General features: G+C 69.7%; 13 protein-coding genes. 10 read left to right on the forward strand and 3 right to left on the reverse strand.

Going from position 1 to position 17,848, the window contains the following annotated elements:
- Window positions 1-65 precede the first annotated feature (65 nt).
- Window positions 66-2,159, reverse strand: a complete 2,094-nt coding sequence (locus HUA74_RS31900) for a thioredoxin domain-containing protein (RefSeq protein WP_174457563.1) — start codon at window positions 2,157-2,159, stop codon at window positions 66-68.
- A gap of 124 nt (window positions 2,160-2,283) precedes the next feature.
- Between HUA74_RS31900 and HUA74_RS31905 the strand changes: the two genes are divergently transcribed.
- The 4 genes from HUA74_RS31905 (at window position 2,284) to HUA74_RS31920 (ending at window position 5,937) form a co-directional block, all read left to right on the forward strand.
- Window positions 2,284-3,654 (forward strand): glycosyltransferase family 39 protein, encoded by a 1,371-nt coding sequence (locus tag HUA74_RS31905; RefSeq protein ID WP_174457564.1) that lies wholly within the window; start codon window positions 2,284-2,286, stop codon window positions 3,652-3,654.
- Between the two features lie 85 nt (window positions 3,655-3,739).
- Window positions 3,740-4,438: a peptidoglycan-binding protein gene (locus HUA74_RS46715; RefSeq protein WP_217442055.1), complete on the forward strand. Its 699-nt coding sequence runs from the start codon at window positions 3,740-3,742 to the stop codon at window positions 4,436-4,438.
- A gap of 62 nt (window positions 4,439-4,500) precedes the next feature.
- Window positions 4,501-5,043 carry a DUF350 domain-containing protein gene (locus HUA74_RS31915; protein ID WP_141647555.1) on the forward strand — a complete coding sequence of 181 codons (543 nt, stop codon included), beginning with the start codon at window positions 4,501-4,503 and terminating at the stop codon, window positions 5,041-5,043.
- Between the two features lie 21 nt (window positions 5,044-5,064).
- The gene (locus tag HUA74_RS31920; RefSeq protein ID WP_254625332.1) at window positions 5,065-5,937 is read left to right on the forward strand and encodes a transglutaminase-like domain-containing protein; all 873 of its coding nucleotides are present in this window, start codon (window positions 5,065-5,067) and stop codon (window positions 5,935-5,937) included.
- Here HUA74_RS31920 and HUA74_RS31925 read toward each other — a convergent pair.
- Together HUA74_RS31925 and HUA74_RS31930 are read right to left on the reverse strand one after the other, a co-directional pair.
- Complete coding sequence (locus HUA74_RS31925; protein ID WP_174457565.1) at window positions 5,934-6,704, reverse strand: tRNA(His) guanylyltransferase Thg1 family protein; 771 nt, start codon at window positions 6,702-6,704, stop codon at window positions 5,934-5,936. The two genes, HUA74_RS31920 and HUA74_RS31925, sit on opposite strands and share 4 nt — an antisense overlap.
- The gene (locus HUA74_RS31930; protein ID WP_174457566.1) at window positions 6,688-7,164 is read right to left on the reverse strand and encodes an ATP-binding protein; all 477 of its coding nucleotides are present in this window, start codon (window positions 7,162-7,164) and stop codon (window positions 6,688-6,690) included. The genes HUA74_RS31925 and HUA74_RS31930 overlap by 17 nt, the downstream gene beginning before the upstream one ends.
- A 303-nt stretch (window positions 7,165-7,467) precedes the next feature.
- On the opposite strand from HUA74_RS31930, the gene HUA74_RS31935 reads away from it, so the two are divergent.
- The 6 genes from HUA74_RS31935 (at window position 7,468) to HUA74_RS31960 (ending at window position 17,833) form a co-directional block, all read left to right on the forward strand.
- Entirely contained in the window at window positions 7,468-9,789 is a 2,322-nt protein-coding gene (locus HUA74_RS31935) for a S8 family serine peptidase (protein WP_174457567.1), read from the forward strand.
- 120 nt (window positions 9,790-9,909) lie between these two features.
- The gene (locus HUA74_RS31940) at window positions 9,910-11,823 is read left to right on the forward strand and encodes an AAA domain-containing protein (RefSeq protein WP_174457568.1); all 1,914 of its coding nucleotides are present in this window, start codon (window positions 9,910-9,912) and stop codon (window positions 11,821-11,823) included.
- Window positions 11,824-12,047: 224 nt separating this feature from the next.
- Window positions 12,048-12,227: a hypothetical protein gene (locus HUA74_RS31945; RefSeq protein WP_141647550.1), complete on the forward strand. Its 180-nt coding sequence runs from the start codon at window positions 12,048-12,050 to the stop codon at window positions 12,225-12,227.
- A 44-nt stretch (window positions 12,228-12,271) separates the two neighbouring features.
- Window positions 12,272-13,129 carry an alpha/beta hydrolase gene (locus HUA74_RS31950; protein ID WP_174457569.1) on the forward strand — a complete coding sequence of 286 codons (858 nt, stop codon included), beginning with the start codon at window positions 12,272-12,274 and terminating at the stop codon, window positions 13,127-13,129.
- A gap of 221 nt (window positions 13,130-13,350) precedes the next feature.
- Window positions 13,351-16,359, forward strand: coding sequence for a choice-of-anchor D domain-containing protein (locus HUA74_RS31955; protein ID WP_174457570.1), 3,009 nt, complete (start codon window positions 13,351-13,353; stop codon window positions 16,357-16,359).
- A 106-nt stretch (window positions 16,360-16,465) separates the two neighbouring features.
- Window positions 16,466-17,833, forward strand: a complete 1,368-nt coding sequence (locus HUA74_RS31960) for a serine/threonine-protein kinase (protein WP_246137676.1) — start codon at window positions 16,466-16,468, stop codon at window positions 17,831-17,833.
- Window positions 17,834-17,848 lie beyond the last annotated feature (15 nt).

The following is a 17,848-nucleotide window of genomic DNA, read 5'->3' on the forward strand; positions in this document are numbered from 1 at the left end:
CCTTACGAGGTGAAGCGCTGGACCCGCCCATTCAGAGCGCGGGCCTCACGTTCCGCGCTCGCCGCTTACGTTCCCGGGGGAGTCTCCGTCAGGCGCTCGGCCAGCTCCTTCGCGTCCGTACGGGGCCGCTCGCAAGCAAAGCCCCGGCACAAGTACGCGGCGCCCTGCCCGCCCACCGGCTCGCGCCCCTCGAACAACTCCTTGAGCAGCGAGGGCGCGGGCTTGCCCGCCTCCTTCCATCCAAAGGCGAACGTCGGCGCATAGACATGGTTCGCCGCGCTCAAGAGCGGCGCCACCGCGTCGCGCGCCCCAGCAAACGTCACGCCCGCCGCGCCGTCCAAGAGCGAGTCCGCCGCGAGCCCCAGGTAGCCGTAGCCCATCGCATTGGCCACCAGTCCCTCGCGCATCTTCCCCACGTACTTCGCCGGAAGCTCCAGGTGTCGCTCGTTCCCCGTGAGCGCGGCCAGCGCCACCTGCGCCTCCGTCAGCGTGGATGCCCCGGACGGAAACGCGTTGTCGAACAGGCCATAGGTCGCCACCACCAGGTCCTTCTGGCCACGTGGCGCGGTGAAGTACGCCCGCTTCTCCTCATCCCAGAACAGCTCCACCGCGCGCTTCACCAGCGCCTCGGCCGCCTCCAGGTACTTCACGTCGAACGTGACCTGATAGAGCGCGGTGAGCCCCGAGGCCAGGTCCCCGTAGTCCTCGAGGAAGCCATCGATGCGCGCCTGCCCCTCCTGATACGAGCGCGCCAGCCGCGTCCCGTCCCACATCTTCGCCAGCACGAAGTCCGCGGCGGACACCGCGAGCTTCGTCCAGTCCGGACGCTCGAAGACACGCGCGGCCAGCGCCAGCCCGCGAATCATCAGCCCGTTCCAGCCCGCCAGCAGCTTGTCATCCCGGCCCGGCTTCACGCGCTTCTCGCGCGCCTCGAACAACACCCGACGCGCCTCCGCCAGCTCGCGCTCGACCTCCTCCACCGGCAGGCTCCGCTCGCGCGCCAGCAACTCCGCTGGCACCACGACCTCCAGCACCGTGGCCCCGTGCTCGAAGTTGCCCTGGGACGTGACGCGGAAGTGACGCGTCACCAGCTCCGCGCGCGCCGGAGGCAGCACCGCCTGAAGCTCCTCCGGACGCCACACGAAGAACTTCCCCTCCTCGCCCTCGCTGTCCGCGTCCTGCGCGGCGTAGAAGGCGCCGCCCGCGTCGGTCATCTCGCGGCGCACGTACTCCACCGTCTCCTCCACCACCCTGCGCCACAGCGGCCGAGGCTCCACCTGCTGCGCCTCCGCGTACAGGTGCACAAGCTGCGCGTTGTCGTAGAGCATCTTCTCGAAGTGCGGCACCAACCAGCGAGCGTCCACCGAGTAGCGATGGAAGCCGCCGCCGAGCTGGTCATAGATGCCCCCCAGCGCCATGCGCTCCAGCGTGAGAAACACCGCGTCCCGCAGTGGCGCGCCGCCCCCACGCCTCCAGGCGCGCAGCAGCAGGGAGAAGTTCATCGGGTTGGGGAACTTGGGCGCGCCGCCGAAGCCGCCATGCACCAGGTCCACCTGCTGCACCATGCGCTTGCCCATCGCCACCACGTCCGCCGCCGTCAACACGCCGGGTGCCGCATCAAGGCCGTACGCGGCCAGCTCGCCCAACCCCTCCTCGAACTGCTCCGCCTGCCGCTTCACTTCCTCGCGCTTGTTCTCCCACGTGTCCCGCAGCGCCATCAGCAGCCGGGGGAAGCCGGGGCGCCCGTAGCGGTCCTCGGGCGGGAAGTAGGTGCCGCCGTAGAAGGGCTTCAGGTCCGGCGTGAGGAACACCGTCAGCGGCCAGCCCCCACCCTGCCCCAACAGCTGCACCACGCCCTGGTAGATCTGGTCCAGGTCCGGCCGCTCCTCGCGGTCCACTTTGATGTTGATGAAGCCCTCGTTCATCAGCCGCGCCGTCTCGGGCGACTCGAAGGACTCGTGCGCCATCACGTGACACCAATGGCACGCGGAGTAGCCCACGGAGAGCAGGATGGGCTTGTCCTCCGCCCGCGCTCGCGCGAGCGCCTCGTCCCCCCAGGCAAACCAGTCCACGGGATTGCCGGCATGCTGGCGCAGGTACGGCGACGGCTCCTGGGCCAGACGGTTGGAGGAACCTGACGACGGAGGGTGGGAGGACATGCGGACTCCAAGCAAGGGACGGCCACGGCACGGCATACGGAGCCCGGGAAAACACGGCAAGCCCCAAGGGCACAACCCTCCACTGGAGAACGGGAGCGAGGTACGCTGGGCCCAAGACGTGAGCATGGTTTCCCCCGCCCCCGCCCCGCCCACCCCCGTCGGCCTCGGCCTCAAGACGTGTCTCACCCTGCTGGGCGTCGCCCTCGCGGTGAGAGTCGTGTTGGCGCTCGGCACCGACGTCTACTTCGACACCGCCTACTACTGGCAATGGGCCCAGCGGCTCGACTGGGGCTACTACGACCATCCGCCGCTCATCGCCTGGCTCATCGCCGCGCTCGGCATCCACGGCACCGCGTTCCTCTGCGGCACCGGCACCGTGGTCGCCGTGTGGGGACTGGCCCGGGACGTGTACCAGAGCCGTGAAGCCGCCTGGCGCGCGGCGGCCCTGTGGAGCGTGGTGCCCGGAGGCATGGTGGCCGGCGTCTGGGCCACACCGGACACCGCCCTGCTGCTGCTCTGGACGCTCGCGCTGTGGGCGCTGTGGCGCGAGCGCTGGCTCTGGGCGGGGCTGGCTTCGGGCCTCGCGGTGCTGGCCAAGTTCCCCGCGGTGCTGCTGGGCGTGGCCTTCCTCGTCACCGCGCTGAAGCACCGACGCCTGCCCCGAGGCGCCTGGGGCACCGGCGTGCTGGCCGCGCTGTTCCTCGTGCCGGTGTTGCTGTGGAACGCACGGCACGACTGGGTGGGCATCGCCTTCCAGCTCCGCCATGGCCTGGAGGGACAGGGCGGGTGGAAGACGCTGGGCGAGTTCCTCGGAGGCCAGTTCGCCTTCGGCGGTCCGGTCATCTTCCCGCTCGCGCTGGTGTACGCGCTGCGAGGACCTCGCGAGCAGTTCCTGCTGCGCATGGCGGCCCTGGTGCCCCTTTTGTTCTTCGGCTACGCGGCGTCGCGCGCGCGAGGCGAGGTCAACTGGACGACCATGGCCTACCTCTCCGTGTGCGTGGGCGTCGCGGGCATGCGGCGCCCCTGGCAGCTCGCGGCGGCGTTCTCAGGCCTCGCGGTGGTGCTCGCCGTGACGCTGCACCTGTTCTTCCCCATGCTGCGCTTCAAGCGCGATACGGCCCTGTGGCGCACGCACGGCTGGGAGGTGCTGCGCGCGCTGTCCGCACCCGAGAAGCTCTTCCCCGAAATGAAGCCAGGCGACGTCGTCGCCGTGTACGCCGGCAACTACCAGCTCGCGTCAATGATTGCCCACTACTCGGGCATCCCCGTGGGGACCGCGGGCCTGGTGCGCTTCAGCCAGTACGACGTGTGGCCAGAACCACTCGTCCCTCCGGGAAAAGACGTGCTCTGGGTGGAAGAAGATGGGCCCCTCCCGCCGCCCGCGTTGACCAGTCATTACGAGTCAATGGAAGACCCGGCCGAGCTGGTTGGAACTTTCCAGGGCCGCCGTCTGCATTTCTTTCGGGTGTGGTGGGTGCGGGGCAAGAAGCCCTGACCCTCCCCGGAGGGCATGACAACTTCCAATCGCAGTCATCGATAACCAGGGAAACCGTCTTTACTCATTAAGCGGGGTCCCCCTCATGTCGACTGTGTCCAGTGCGGGTTCGCGCCGAGTCGCCACCGCCACCACCGCCGCGGCAGCCACGCCTCCCACCGTGCGTCAGGGCTCCAAGGGCGCGACGGTGACAACGCTTCAGAAGAAGCTGGCCGCCGCGGGCTTCAACCCAGGCCCCATCGACGGGGACTTCGGGCCGAAGACGCGCGCCGCGGTGCTTTCCTTCCAGAAGGCGAAGGGCCTGAAACAGGACGGAATCGTCGGCCCGAAGACCTGGGGCGCGCTGAACGCGGGGGGCGTGAAGCCTCCACCCAAGCCGCAGCCAGGGACGAAGGGCACCGCGGAGGCGTTCGTCCAGAAGGCGCTCGCGCAGAAGGGAGACCGGTATGTCTTCGGCGCGGAGACAAACCTGAACGACCCCAACCCGTCCAAGTTCGACTGCTCGGAGCTGGTGCAGTGGGCCGCACACCAGGCGGGCGTCTCCGTCCCCGACGGCACGATGAACCAGGTGCCGTACTTCAAGCAGAAGGGCACCACCATCTCCGTCGACGAGGCCCTGCGCACGCGCGGCGCGCTGCTGTACCGGCCCGGCCACGTGGCCATCAGCCTGGGCGACGGGCGTACTATTGAAGCGCGAGGCTCCGCGTACGGTGTGGGCATCTTCAACGCCAATGGCCGAGGCTGGACGTCCGGCGCGCTCATCCCCGGCCTCAAGTACGGGTGAGCCGGGGACGACGGGTGTAGAGTGCGGCCACCGGCGCTCCCATGGCGCCGGAAGTGCTCCGCATGGACCTCGCCCTCTTCCTCGTCGGTCTCGTCAAAGTCGTACTGGGCGGCCTCGTCGCCGCGCTGGGCATCTGGCTCGCGCTGCGCGGCCTGAGCCGCATCCTCGGCACCAATCCGGTGGAGGAGCTGCGCCAGGGCAACACCGCCGCCGGCATCGTCCACGCCACCAGCCTCGTGTCGCTGGGCATGCTCGTGCAACACGCGGTGCAGGCCACCTCCGACGCGGTGGACCTCACCGTGCGCACCCAGCCCTTCCATCCGATGATGGCGGGCAAGCTGCTCGCGGTGGCCGCGTTGCACGTGGGCCTGTCGCTGGGAGTCGGCGTCGCGGTGCTCGCGCTGGGCATCCTCCTGTTTGACAGGATGACACCCGGCATCGATGAGCTGGCCGAGGTGCGCAAGGGCAACATCGCCGCCGCGCTCATCCTCTCCGCCATCCTCCTCGTCCTCGCGCTGCTGACGGCGCCGGGGCTCCAGGCCGCCCTCAACGGGCTCATCCCCTTCCCCCAGCTTCCCGAGGGGACGATGGTCGCTCCCGGATAGCGGGAGGGCGTCGTCGAGCCCATGTCCACCAGCTCCGGCATGAAGATGGCCTTCAAGCTGCTCCTCGCCCTGCTCGGCGTGGGGAGCTGCCTGTGCTGCTGTGGCCTGGGGATGATGGGCCAGTTGGCGGACATGAACGTGCGCTCGAACGTGCCTGTCCCGCCCGTGGGCGAGGGCGCGGTGGAGCTGGGCACCGTGCTCATCCCCGCCGACACATCACTGTCGCGCGCGCGCACGTATGACTGGAACGCGGAGAGCATCCATCCCCCCGGGAACCGGCTGACGTACGGCCTGGGCGACACGCTGGACGCGTGGCTGGAGGACCAGCACAAGGTCTTCGGGCGCAGGCTTCGCTACCGCTCCCTCGGCGGTGAGCGCTTCACGTATCAGCCGCCGCGCGGCTGCTCGGCCGACATGCGGTGCATCTACGAGGAGCTGATCCGCAGCAACGAGGGGCCGGTGAAGGCGCTGGGCGAGCGCTTCGTTACGTCCGTGCGCGAGCGGAACCTGGACTCCGCGCAGGCCGCGCAGCTCATCCTCAACTTCGTGCAGCGCATCCAGTACGAGCTGCCCCTGGACGAGCCCTTCGGCATCATCCCCCCCGCGCTGGTGCCCGCTCGCAACAAGGGCGACTGCGACTCCAAGGCGGTGCTCGCGGTGATGCTGCTGCGGCAGGTGGGCATCGACGCGGTGATTCTCTACTCGGACCCGCTGGCCCACGCGGCGGTGGGCGTGGGCCTGCCGGGCACGGGCACCCGCATGCGCCACGGTGGGCGCACCTACCAGTACGCGGAAGTCACGGCCGAGGGCTGGCCGGTGGGCATGATTCCGCCCAAGTACGACAAGCCCCGGCTGTGGCGGGTGATGGCGCTGGAGTCCAGCACCTCCGGCTAGCGCGCCTCCACGGGGGGCGCGGCGAGCACCTCGCGCAGATACCGCTCGTACGCCTCCTTCATCGGAAGCTCCGAGTCCACCCCGAGCCGGCGGCGGGTCGTCAGGTGGCGTGAGCCATCGCGAGGGTCCACGCCTTCCTTCGTGTAGTGCTCCCAGCGGATGGCCGAGCCCCGGCGCTGCCAGAGCGCCAGCTCGTTGAAGTTGATGCCCCGCTGGAAGAGCAGCTCGTGCTTGAAGGACACCGGGCGCCCGTCCAGCTCGCGCGTGGCCTGCGCCGCGCTCAGCCCCTCCTTGCGCAGCGTCCAGTAACACCAGCCGTGCAGCGAACACCGCGTGCCATCCGCCTGGCGCCACGCGAAGTAGTCCAGCACCGAGCGCTCATCCGCGCCCAGCCACACGCGCCCATCGAACACGGCCGGAACGCCCAGCGCGTGCGTGAAGGTGGCGCTCGCGAGGCCCGCGGACAGCGACACCAGCTTCTCCACCTCGCGGTCGTACAGCGACCAGTCCGGCCGGAAGAGCACGGAGATTTCGTCGCTCTGCGTGTACGCGTACGCGCCCTGGAGCTCCTCCAGCAACGCGCTGGCCGTGCGGACCATCAGCCGGTGGAAGAGCGGGTCGAAGGGCTTCTCGAAGCGCTCCTGCGTGAAGCGGGAGAAACCACGTCCATCCACGCGCACCACCGCCCACGCTCCAGGCAGGAGGCGCAGGTCATGGAACATCTCGCCTCGTCGCATCCGCTGGGCCAGCTCATCCGGGTCCCACATCTCGCTCCTCCTTCCAGTCCTCGACGATGAAGCCGCCGTCGGCGGCCCACTTCACGTGGGACAGCGAATCGAAACCTTCCTCGATGCTCGGCCGCCGCAGGCACTTCACCGTGGCGTACAGCGCCACCTCCGGCACCCTGGCACGGCCCTCTCGCTTCGCGTTCCGTGCCAGGCAGTCCGCGAGCCGCGACTCGAAATAGAAGCCGAGCACTCGCGCACCCTGCTCGTGCCCCAGGGCGATGAGCGGCGCGCGCTGCTCCAGCGTGGGGTGCGTGTTGTCCACCACCACCGAGCGCCCCGCGCTCAGGGCCTCGACGATGAGCCTGCGCTGCCGGGCCTCCTTGCGCCGCGCATGCGGCCACAGGTCCTTGCTCACCAGCACGTGCGTGTCCGCGAAGCGGCGCTGGAAGAAGCGGCTCTTGCCGGAGGCCTGTAACCCGATGAAGAGGATGAGTTCCATGACGGAGCCCCTCCCGACGCGACGCCCGAGCCTCGGCTGACGCTCGGCACGCGGGCTCCGGTGAGGGCGACCTCCGAGAGCACGGCACCTCTAGCGCGCACGTCTACCCGACGCTCCGCGCGCTGTGTGGCTTTGCACAGCTCACACGCCCGCCACCCCGATTGTGTTGATTCGGCTCGATTGTCCGGATTAACAATTAAGTCTCGAATTACACAAATTCAAGAGCTGTCGTAATCCGCCGCTCGGACTGGAGCAGCAGGCGGCGGGAGCAGCACGAAGCGCAACCCGAACAGGAGACACCGAATGGAAACCCCCTTCTCGTCGTATGCGGGACGCTGGCGTCGGCTCTCTGTCATGGCCCTGGGCTGGGGCCTCCTCGCACCGCTGCCGGTGCTCGCGGCGTCGAAGCAGCCGTCACGCGCGGGAGTCGAGCGCGGCGCGGCGCTTCCCGCGCGCATCGTCGACACGCTGGCCGCGAGCGCGGCGCGGCCCGCCACGGGCCTCTCGGCCTCTGTGAGCGGACGTCACGCGCTCGTCACGGGGACAGGCCGCGTCTTCCACCGCACGGACAACACCATCCATGCGCTGAGGACGCTGGCGGTCCCCAAGACGCAGCTGCAGTTGCACGTCTGGGAGGAGGAAGGCGCGGACGGACAGCGCCAGGACTTCTTCGCCTACAGCCGGGGCGGCACGGAGCTGGTGGGCCGCGCGCAGCCCACGACGTACCAGGTGCGCCTGGAGCACGCGCGCTTCGACCCGCTGCGCGAGGCGGTGCCCCTGGTGGCGGGCCTCCTCGCAGCGGACGCGGAGAACACGCTGTCGCTCGTGCAGCTCCAGGCCACGCCGCTGCCGGAGCTGCGTGAGGCGCTGGAGCGCGAGGGAGGCAAGGTGCTGCGCTTCCTCACGGACCACACGTTCCTGGTGGAGATGAGCGCGGACACCCGCAAGCGCGTGACGGAGCTGCCCTTCGTGCGCTGGGTGGGGCCGTACCATCCCGAGTACCGCGTGGAGGGCGTGCTGCGCGATGCCCTGACGGGGCGCGCGGCGCGACTGGAGCCGCAGCGCTACTCCATCATGGTGGGCGAGCGCGGCGCGGCGCGGCAGGGAGAGGTCGCCGAAGCGGTGCGCAAGCTGGGCGGCACGGTGGAGCTCATCGAGGCGGGAGGCCTGCGCCTGGAGGCCACGCTCACCCAGCCCCAGCTCGAGCGGCTGGTGCGCTCCAATGCGGTGCAATACATCGACCGCTGGGGTGGGCCGGGTGAAGTGGACATGAACAACGTGCGCGAGGTGGGCGGCGCCAACTACCTGGAGAAGTACGAGACCTGGACCGGCCAGGGAGTGCGCGGGGAAATCTTCGACACCGAGCTGCGCACGACCCACCAGGAGTGGGCCACTCCCCCCCTCATCCACAGCACGTCCAGCGCCGGCAGCGCGCACGGCACGAGCTGCTACAGCATCAACTTCGCCAGGGGCGTGGACGCCAACGCGCGGGGCCTCCTGCCCGACGGTCAGGGCATCTTCTTCCTCTACAGCCAGTCCACGCAGTTCGGCGGCACCAAGTCGCGCTACGACATCAACCGCGAGCTGACGGACCCGGCCGGCCCGTACCGCGCAGTGTTCCAGACGTCGAGCGTGGGCAGCGCGCTGGGCACCGCGTACACCACCATCTCCGCCGAGGTGGACGACTACCTGTTCAAGCACCCCATCCTCAGCACCCAGTCGCAGAGCAACGCGGGCACGCGCAACTCGCGGCCCCAGGCGTGGGCGAAGAACATCGTCTCCGTGGGCGGCTTCTACCACTACGACAACGCCAGCCCCGGGGATGACCGGTGGAACGGCGGCGCCAGCATCGGCCCGGCGGCCGACGGTCGCATCAAGCCGGACCTCTCGTTCTTCTATGACGCGGTCCGCGCGGCCAACAACACGAGCAACAACTCGTATTACAACTTCAGCGGCACCAGCGCGGCCACGCCGCAGACGTCGGGCCACTTCGGCCTGCTGTTCCAGATGTGGCACGAGGGCGTGTGGGCCGGCTTCGGCGGCGGGACGGATGTCTTCGACAGCCGCCCGAAGATGGCCACCGCCAAGGCGCTGATGATCAACCAGGCGAACCGCTACGAGTGGCCGCTGGGTGGCACCAACGGCGACCTGACGCGCGTGCGCCAGGGTTGGGGCCACGCGGACCTGGAGCGTCTGCACACGCGCGCCGCGCAGACGAGCATCATCAACGAGACGGACAACCTCCTGCCCCTGGGCATCAACACCTACTCGGTCGCCGTGCCCCAGGGTGAGAAGGAGTTCAACGTCACCCTCGTCTACACGGACCCGGCGGGCACCGTGGGCGCCGCGCAGGCGCGCATCAATGACCTGTCGGTGCGCGTGACGTCGCCGTCGGGCGTCATCTACTGGGGCAACAACGGGCTGTCCGCGGGCAACGTCTCCACGCCCGGCGGCGTGTCCAACACGGTGGACACCGTGGAGAACGTCTTCGTCCGTGAGCCCGAGGAGGGCACCTGGACGGTGGAAGTGCTGGGCGACCAGATTGTCCAGGACACGAACCTGTCGACGCGCGCCATCGACGCCTTGTACGCGCTCGTGGTGAGCGGCGGCCTCATCCAGCCGTAGTCGTCCCCCGACGTCGGGTGGGCCGGTGTTCCCTCGCGGGGCACCGGCCCGCCCACCGCGCGACACGGCTCCATCCGAGACACTGGCCGTCGTCGCGCCCGGATGGCATGACAGGGCCCCATGGCCCGTGACGTCTCCTTCTTCGACCAGCTCGGCTCACTGCTCGCCCGCGAGCGCGAGGCCGAGAAAGCCCGCCTGGCCACCCTCGCCGAGGGCCTGTCCCTCCATGAGCGCGAGGAGCAGGGCCTGTCCGTCCTGGACCTGGAGACCGTCGAGGAGGAGGTCGGCCTGGGCGGCCGCGTCCTGCTCACGCTGGCCCGGGCCGATCGCGCGAGACTGCCCTCCCGGCTCCACAACGGCGACCTCGTGGCCGTGTTCCCCCGCCGCGCCGAGGTGAGCGAGCCCGCGAAGGCCCTCATCTCGCGCGCCAGCGCCACGCGCCTCCAGCTCGCCTTCGACCGCTCGCCTCCGCCGTATGTCCACGAGGGCCTGCTGCGGCTGGACGTCGTCCCCAACGACATCACCTACGAGCGGATGCGCAACGGCCTCCAGCGCGTGAAGGCGATGGACAAGGGCCTGGAGCGCCGCAAGCGCGAGGTCCTCCTGGGCAACGAGCCCCCGCGCAGCGACACGCCCCGCCCCTTCGAGGCCGGCCGGCCCCTCAACCCGGAGCAACTGGACGCGGTGGGCCGCGCGCTCGCCGCCGAGGACTTCTTCCTGGTTCACGGCCCGCCGGGCACCGGCAAGTCCACCGTGCTGGCGGAGGTCGCCGCGCAAGCCGTGGCCCGGGGCCAGCGCCTCCTGTGCACCGCCGCCAGCAACGCCGCCGTGGACCACCTCTTGGACCTGTGCCTGGCCCAGGGCCTGCGAGCGATTCGCGTGGGCCACCCCGCCCGCGTCGCCGCCCGGCTCCAGGAACACACGCTGGACATCGTCGTGGAGGAGCACCCCGACCGCATCATCTCCAGGGACCTCTTCGACGAGGCGTTTTCCCTGCTGGGCTACGCGCGGCGCCAGCGCACCCAGGGCCGCAGCCGCGAGCGCTTCTCCAACGCGCGCTCGTCCACGACGGAGGCCAAGGCGATGCTCGACGAGGCCCGCGCGCTGGAGCGCAAGGCGGTGCGCTCCGTGCTGGCCAACGCGGACGTCGTCTGCGTCACGCTCGCGAGCCTCGAGTCGAGCGTGCTCTCCGGCGAGAAGTTCGACCTGGCGCTGCTCGACGAGGCCACCCAGGCCACCGAGCCGCTCGCGCTCCTGGGCTTCCTGCGCGCGCCCATCGTCATCCTCGCCGGAGACCCGCAGCAGCTGCCCCCTACCGTGCTCTCCCAGGAGGCCGCCCGCGCGGGCCTCGCGGTGAGCCTCTTCGAGCGGCTGCTCGCGGACCACGGCGACGGCGTCAAGCGCATGCTGCGCGAGCAGTACCGGATGAACACGCGCATCATGGACTTCCCCTCGCGCGAGATGTACGGCGGCGCGCTGCGCGCCCACCCGTCCGTCGCGGACCGCACGCTCGCGGACGTCCTGCCTCCCGACACGCAACTGGACGCCCCGCCCGTCCTCTTCCTCGACACCGCGGGCAAGGGCTTCGATGAAGAGGTGGAGCCCACCACCCGCAGCCTCTTCAACACGGGCGAGGCGGACCTGGTGGAAGCTCGCGCCCGCGCGCTGCTCGCGGCCGGCCTGTCCCAACGGGAGCTCGCGGTGATTACCCCCTACAGCGCCCAGGCCCACCGCCTGCGCGAGCGCCTGGAGTCCTTCGCCCCCGACGTCGAGGTGGACACGGTGGACGCGTTCCAGGGCCGGGAGAAGGACGCCATCCTCGTCTCCCTCACCCGCTCCAACAGCGAGGGACAGGTCGGCTTCCTCAACGACTTGCGCCGGATGAACGTCGCCCTCACCCGCGCCCGCCGACACCTCTTCGTCGTGGGCGACTCCGCCACCCTCAGCGCGCATCCCTTCTACGCACGCTTTATCGAAGGGACTCAAACGACCGGGGGCTACCGCTCCGCCTGGGAGTGGCCGGACGCCCTCTGAAACATCCAATCCCTCTCAGTGATACAGGTCTCGCCTGACCCAGCCCTGGGGTACTACGCAAGGACTGTCAGGGTCATGATCCAAAATTTGTCGCCTGGGCGAACCAAATTTGTCACCTGACCCTCTCCATGCGGGGTGCAGTGCCCGGATATCGAGCATTTGGCTCCAAACCCGCTGTCGGGCACGAGACGTGCTTGTGCCCCAGGGTGGGGAGGAACCGCCACATGTCTCAGCGGCCGAATGTCACGAAGGAAAACGACGTCTGGGTACTCCGTATCGAGAAGGAGAACGGGAGGGTCCAGGAGTATCGCTGTGCGACGGAGAATCAGGCGCGGCAGCTCGCGCTGGTGATGTCCAAGCCCGATACCGGGGCGCCGCCACGGCCTCCCTCGCCGCCGCGCTAGAGACAGGACACGCGCTGGGGTAAGGCCACGGGGAGGAGCCGCCCGTGTCCACCTCGCTCGAATCCCGCTTCGTCGACGCCCAGGGTCTGCGCCTTCACGTGCGCTGGCGCCCGGGCGCCGACACCGCGCCCGCCGTGCTGTTCCTCCACGGCTGGCTGGACCACTCCCACAGCTTCGATGGCGTCATCGAGCACGTGCCCGCCCATTGGCGACTGGCGCTGCTCGACTTCCGGGGCATGGGACAGAGCGCGCACGCGCCGCCCGAGGCCCACTACCAGTCCGGTGACCACCTCCTGGACATGGAGGCCGCACTGGATGGGCTGGGGCTGGGCAAGGCGCACCTGGTGGGCCACTCGCTGGGCGGCATCATCGCGCTGACGTACGCGGCCGTGCGGCCGGAGCGGGTGCTCGGCCTGTCGCTCATCGAAAGCATGGGCCCCACCGGCGGCCCGCCCGAAGTCGCGGTGGAGCGGCTGCGAGGTTTCCTGAATGACTCGCGCCGGCCCCCGAATCGCAAGCGCTACCCTGATGTGGCGTCCGCGGCTGCTCGCCTGCGCGAGAACAACCCTTCCTTGCCGGAGGCCGCCGCCTTGCATCTGGCCGAGCACGGCACCGAGCCGTACGAAGGGGGGGTGGCCTTCACGTTCGATTCACGACACCGTCGCCGCTTCGCGCAAGGGTACGACGAAGCACAGTGGCTCGCGCTCCAGGCCGCGCTCACCTGCCCGGTGCAGCTCATCCGGGGCCAGGAGGGCCTGTGGCCCAACGCTCCGAAGTTGGATCGCCGGGTTCTGGCCCTGCGCACCCTCGTGGCGCCCCCTCAAATGATTCCGGGGGGACATCACGTGCATATGGAGCAGCCCGCCGAAGTCGCCCGCGCACTGGCCGACTTCATCCGCTGAAGAGGCCCGCACCGGTCAGAACCCCTGGAAAACTCTTTCACCTTCCAGGGTAACTCCGTTCCCTCCACGGCCCTCTCCGGCGACTGCGCATCTCAACCCCTTGAATTCAGGACACCACCCTAGGTCCCACGGGTTGGTATGCGAATTGGAGAGGGGGAAGTCGGCGGATCACGCACCGGACCCAGACGGGTGCGTGTGGGGAGAAGGGTGAGGAGCGGACAATGGGGATGGGGTTGAGGGGGCGAGTCCTCGCGTTGGCGGTGCTCGTCGCCACCGGACTGGTCGGCTGCCACGAGGGTGATGAGACCCGCGCGGTGCATGCGACAGCGGTGGTGGACATGGACGTGCTCGACTTCGGGGAGGTGCCGGTGGGCGAGTGGCGGGAGCGCGAGGTGCGCATCCGCAATGTCGGCTATGTGCCCTTCTTCGCCATCGAGGCACTGGCCATTGTCGGCAACCCCTCTTACGAGGTGGAGCTGGCGGAAGGTGGCGGCCGGGTGATGCCGGGCGAATCCCATCTGGTGCGCGTGCGCTTCCATCCGCTCGGCGAGGGCGTGACGGAAGAGACGGTGTACGTCTCCACCGACGCCAACCAGGGCGCGCAGGCGCAAGTGCGCGTCACGGGCCTGGGCACGCCCACGCAAATCATCATCGACCCGCCGGTGCTCGACTACGAGACGCTGGAGGTGGACAGCGAGCGCAACCTGGAGGTCACCATCACCAACCCGGTGGACCTGCCGCTGACGCTGGCGGTGCGCGGCGACTGGCCGGACCCCTTCACGCCGGACACCATCACCATTCCTCCCCTGTCCTCGCGCAAGGTGAGCACGCAGTACCTGCCGCGTGCGCTGGGCGCCATGGACGCGCGACTGGAGGTGCGCTCGTGCGAGACGTGTACCGCGTCGGTGGTGGACCTCAAGGGCCACTCGGTGGCCACGGCCTTCGTGTTCGACCCGGCGCCGGTGCCGTTCGACCTGATTCCGGTGCATGAGCGCACGCAGTCCTTCACGCGGGCGCGCAACATCACCTGGCGGCCAGTGACCATCGCCCAGCTCGTCACCAGCGACCACGCCTTCGTGCCGCTCTCCAAGCCGGAGGGCTCCACGGTGGCGCCGGGCGAGGTGGTGGAGCTGAAGATGGAGTTCGCCGCGCGCTTCTCCGGCCCCAACGTGGGCGACCTCAAGGTGCACTACGCCTCCGACAAGCCTCGGCGGTCGGAGGTCATCCTGGATGCGCGAGGCGGCCGTCCCACCCTGGCGGTGACGCCGGTGGCGCTGGACTTCGGAGAGCTTCCGGTGGGCGGCAAGGTGGAGCGGGTCATCCGCATCTCCAACGCGGGCACCAACGGCTCGCTGCGCTTCGTGGGCGTGACGGCGGATGGCGCCAGCACCCAGTTCAGCGTGGACGTGCCCACGCGCGGCACCCAGCGCTATCCGTGGACGGCGGGCGCGTGGCCCGCGTTCGAGTCCGGCGGACTGGAAATCGCGCCGGGCAACGACGCGCTGGAGCTGAAGGTCTACTTCGAGCCGACGTCGGAAGGCAGCTTCCAGGCGCGGCTGCGCGTGCGCTCCGACGACGTGTTCAACCCGGAGCGCGAGGTCATCCTGACGGGTCGGGCGCGCACCAGCGGACCGTGCGTGTACGAGCTGCGGCCCCAGCCGGTGATGGACTTTGGCAACGTGGTGCCGGGCCGAGGCGCGGTGCTGGGCTTCTACTTCCGCAACCCGGGCCGCGCGGAGTGCGCGGTGAAGGACGTGCATCTCTCCAACGACGCGAATGGCGCCTTCTTCATGCCGGGCGGCAAGCTCACCGGTGGCGTCGTGCTCTACGACACGGCCTTCAGCGCCATGGTGGCCTTCCGGCCCTCGGCCGAGGGTGAGTACACGGGCGAACTGAAGCTGACGGTGAACAACCCGGCGGCGCCCACCGTGACATTGCCCCTCAAGGGCGTGTCGAAGGCGAGCTGCCTCGTCGCCACGCCCGCCTACGTGGACTTCGGCCCCATCCGCTACGACTGCGCCGCGGCGCCGCGCAAGACGTACATCGCCAACCGGTGCAGCGAGCCTGTCACCGTCACGGGCGCCGACATCGGCAATGGCACCAGCACCCAGTTCTCCCTGCTGACGCCCATCACCCAGCCGCGCACGCTGCTGGCAGGCGAGGGCTTCGAGCTGGAGGTGGACTACGCGCGCAACGTGCTGGGTCAGCACTACACGCCCATGTACCTGCGCGCCGCGAACGAGGCCGCGCCCTTCCTGGTGCCGCTGATTGGCGAGACGAACCACGAGGGCATCCAGGTGGACCGCTACACGCAGGGCACCGACAGCCAGCTCGACGTGCTCTTCGTGGTCTCCAACACGACGACCATGGACCCGTACCAGGAGCGCCTGAAGTCGGCGATTCCCGGCTGGCTGGACTACGCGCGGCAGCAGAACGTGGACGTGCGCGTGGGTGTCACCAGCACGGGCCTGGTGCAGCGCGGGCCACAGTGTGGGGGTGGCGCCAACGGTGGCGAGGCGGGCCGGCTGTTCCCGGTGGACGGCACCCGCGCGCGGGTGCTCTCCAGCAACAGCCCCAACGCGGCGGCGGGGCTCCAGGCCAACATCGACGTGGGCCTGTGCCACAACCTGGTGCAGGGCCTGGAGACGATGCGCCAGGCGCTCTCCGCGCCCCTGTCCGAGCAGACGGACGACCCGCGCACCGCGCAGCCCAACGACGGCAACTGGGGCTTCACGCGGCCAGCGGCGAGGATGGCGGTGGTGGTGCTGGCGGACGAGGACGACAACTCGGGCTTCGTGCCGGACAGCTACATCCAGTTCCTCCAGACGTTGAAGGGCACGGGCATGTCACACCGCAGCCAGCTCTACGCGCTGGTGCCCACCGACAGTCGCTGCACCACGGCGGGCAGTGACGCGGACCGCTTCGTGGCGGTGGCGCGTGGCACGGGCGGCCGGGCGGAGTCCATCTGCGAGGGCGACTACCGGCCCCTGCTGGACTCGGTAATCCAGCGCGCGGGGGACCTGCAGGCGGACTTCCCGCTGACGGCGGAGCCCGCGGGAGCCGCGGAGATGACGGTGCGCGTGCAGGGGCAGTCGGTGCCGGAGGCCCAGTGGACGTATGACGAGGATGCGAACGCCATCGTCTTCGGAGGCGCGGCGGTGCCGAGGCCCGGACAGACGGTGGAGGTGCGCTACCGCAGCGTGTGCAAGGTACCGCCCGCCGCTCCCTGAGGTATGGCGCCCCGCATCCGTCTGGATGCGGGGCGCTGTCGTCGCGGGGAAATGACGCGGCGCGGGCTTCCGCACGTGGCCCCGGCACGGCTATCCTGGCGCGGACGTGGAGACATTCGGCCGCTACGAGCTGTTGCGGAAAATCGCCATCGGCGGGATGGGCGCCGTCTATCTCGCGCGGCAGAAGGGGCCGGTGGGCTTCCAGAAGCTGCTGGTGGTGAAGCGGCTGTTGCCCCACCTGTCCGAGGACGACGAGTTCATCGAGATGTTCCTCGACGAGGGGCGCATCGCCGCGCACCTCAACCACCCGAACATCGCCCAGATTTACGACTTGGGTGACGTGGACGGGCAGTACTTCATCGCCATGGAGTACGTGCATGGCGAAGCGGTGGGGCCCCTGGGACTCAGGGCCCAGCAGCGCAAGCTGTCGATTCCGCTGGCCCTTAAGTGCCGCATCATCGCGGACGCGGCGGCGGGGTTGGATGCGGCGCACAACGCGCGCAGCCCGTCGGGCCGCAAGCTGGCGTTGATCCACCGGGACGTGTCTCCGCAGAACGTGCTCGTCGGCTACAACGGCGGCGTCAAGATCATCGACTTCGGGGTGGCGAAGGCGTCCGGGAAGTTCTCCCAGACGGTGGTCGGCACCATCAAGGGCAAGCACGCGTACATGTCCCCGGAGCAGGCGCGGGGCGAGCCGCTGGACCATCGCTCCGACATCTTCGGGCTGGGGACGGTGTTCTACGAGCTGTTGACGCACCAGCGGCTGTTCAAGCGCGACACGGAGATCGCCACGCTCAAGGCGGTGGTGGGGACGAAGATTGTTCCCCCGTCGGAGCTGTCGTCGGACATCCCCAAGGAGCTGGACGCGATTGTGCTCAAGGCGCTGGCGCGCAAGCGCGACGAGCGCTTCGCGTCGGCCGGTGAGGTCCAGCTCGCGTTGGATGAGTTCCTCGTGCAGCACAAACTGCACGCGACGCCGGCGCACCTCGCGGCCTTCATGCAGGACACGTATTCGGAGGAGCTGGAGGAGGAGCGGCTCGCCGCCGAGCCCACCGTCATCCACTACGACCCGCGCATCGCCGCACGGCAGCAGGCCGCGGCGGCGGCAGCGGCGGCAGGTGACACGGGCAACCATGCGCAGAAGGCCGCGCCGCGTGCGGCGCAAGTGCCTCCGCGCAAGCCGGGGAGCTCATCGCCCTCCGCGCCGGCCTTGCCGTCGAAGCCTCAGGGGAGCGTGTCCTCGTCGTCGACCTCGCCCATGGGGCCTCGACGCGCGGGGGCGGTTTCCTCGACGACCGCCGCGCCTGTTCCGCGAAGCCAGGGCACCAGTGGCGGCTCGCCGGCTCCGGTTGCTCCGGCCAGGGGCGGCACGGGCTCCGGCAAGGCGCCCTCGCCTCCTCCCGGCCGAACGGGTTCCGCGCCCAAGCGCGTGCCGACCCGCCCAGGTCCTCAGGGTGAGCCTGAAGACTCGTAGCCAGGTGCGGGTGAG

Source organism: Myxococcus sp. CA051A, assembly GCF_013336705.1.
GTDB classification, from domain to species: Bacteria; Myxococcota; Myxococcia; order Myxococcales; family Myxococcaceae; genus Myxococcus; species Myxococcus llanfairpwllgwyngyllgogerychwyrndrobwllllantysiliogogogochensis.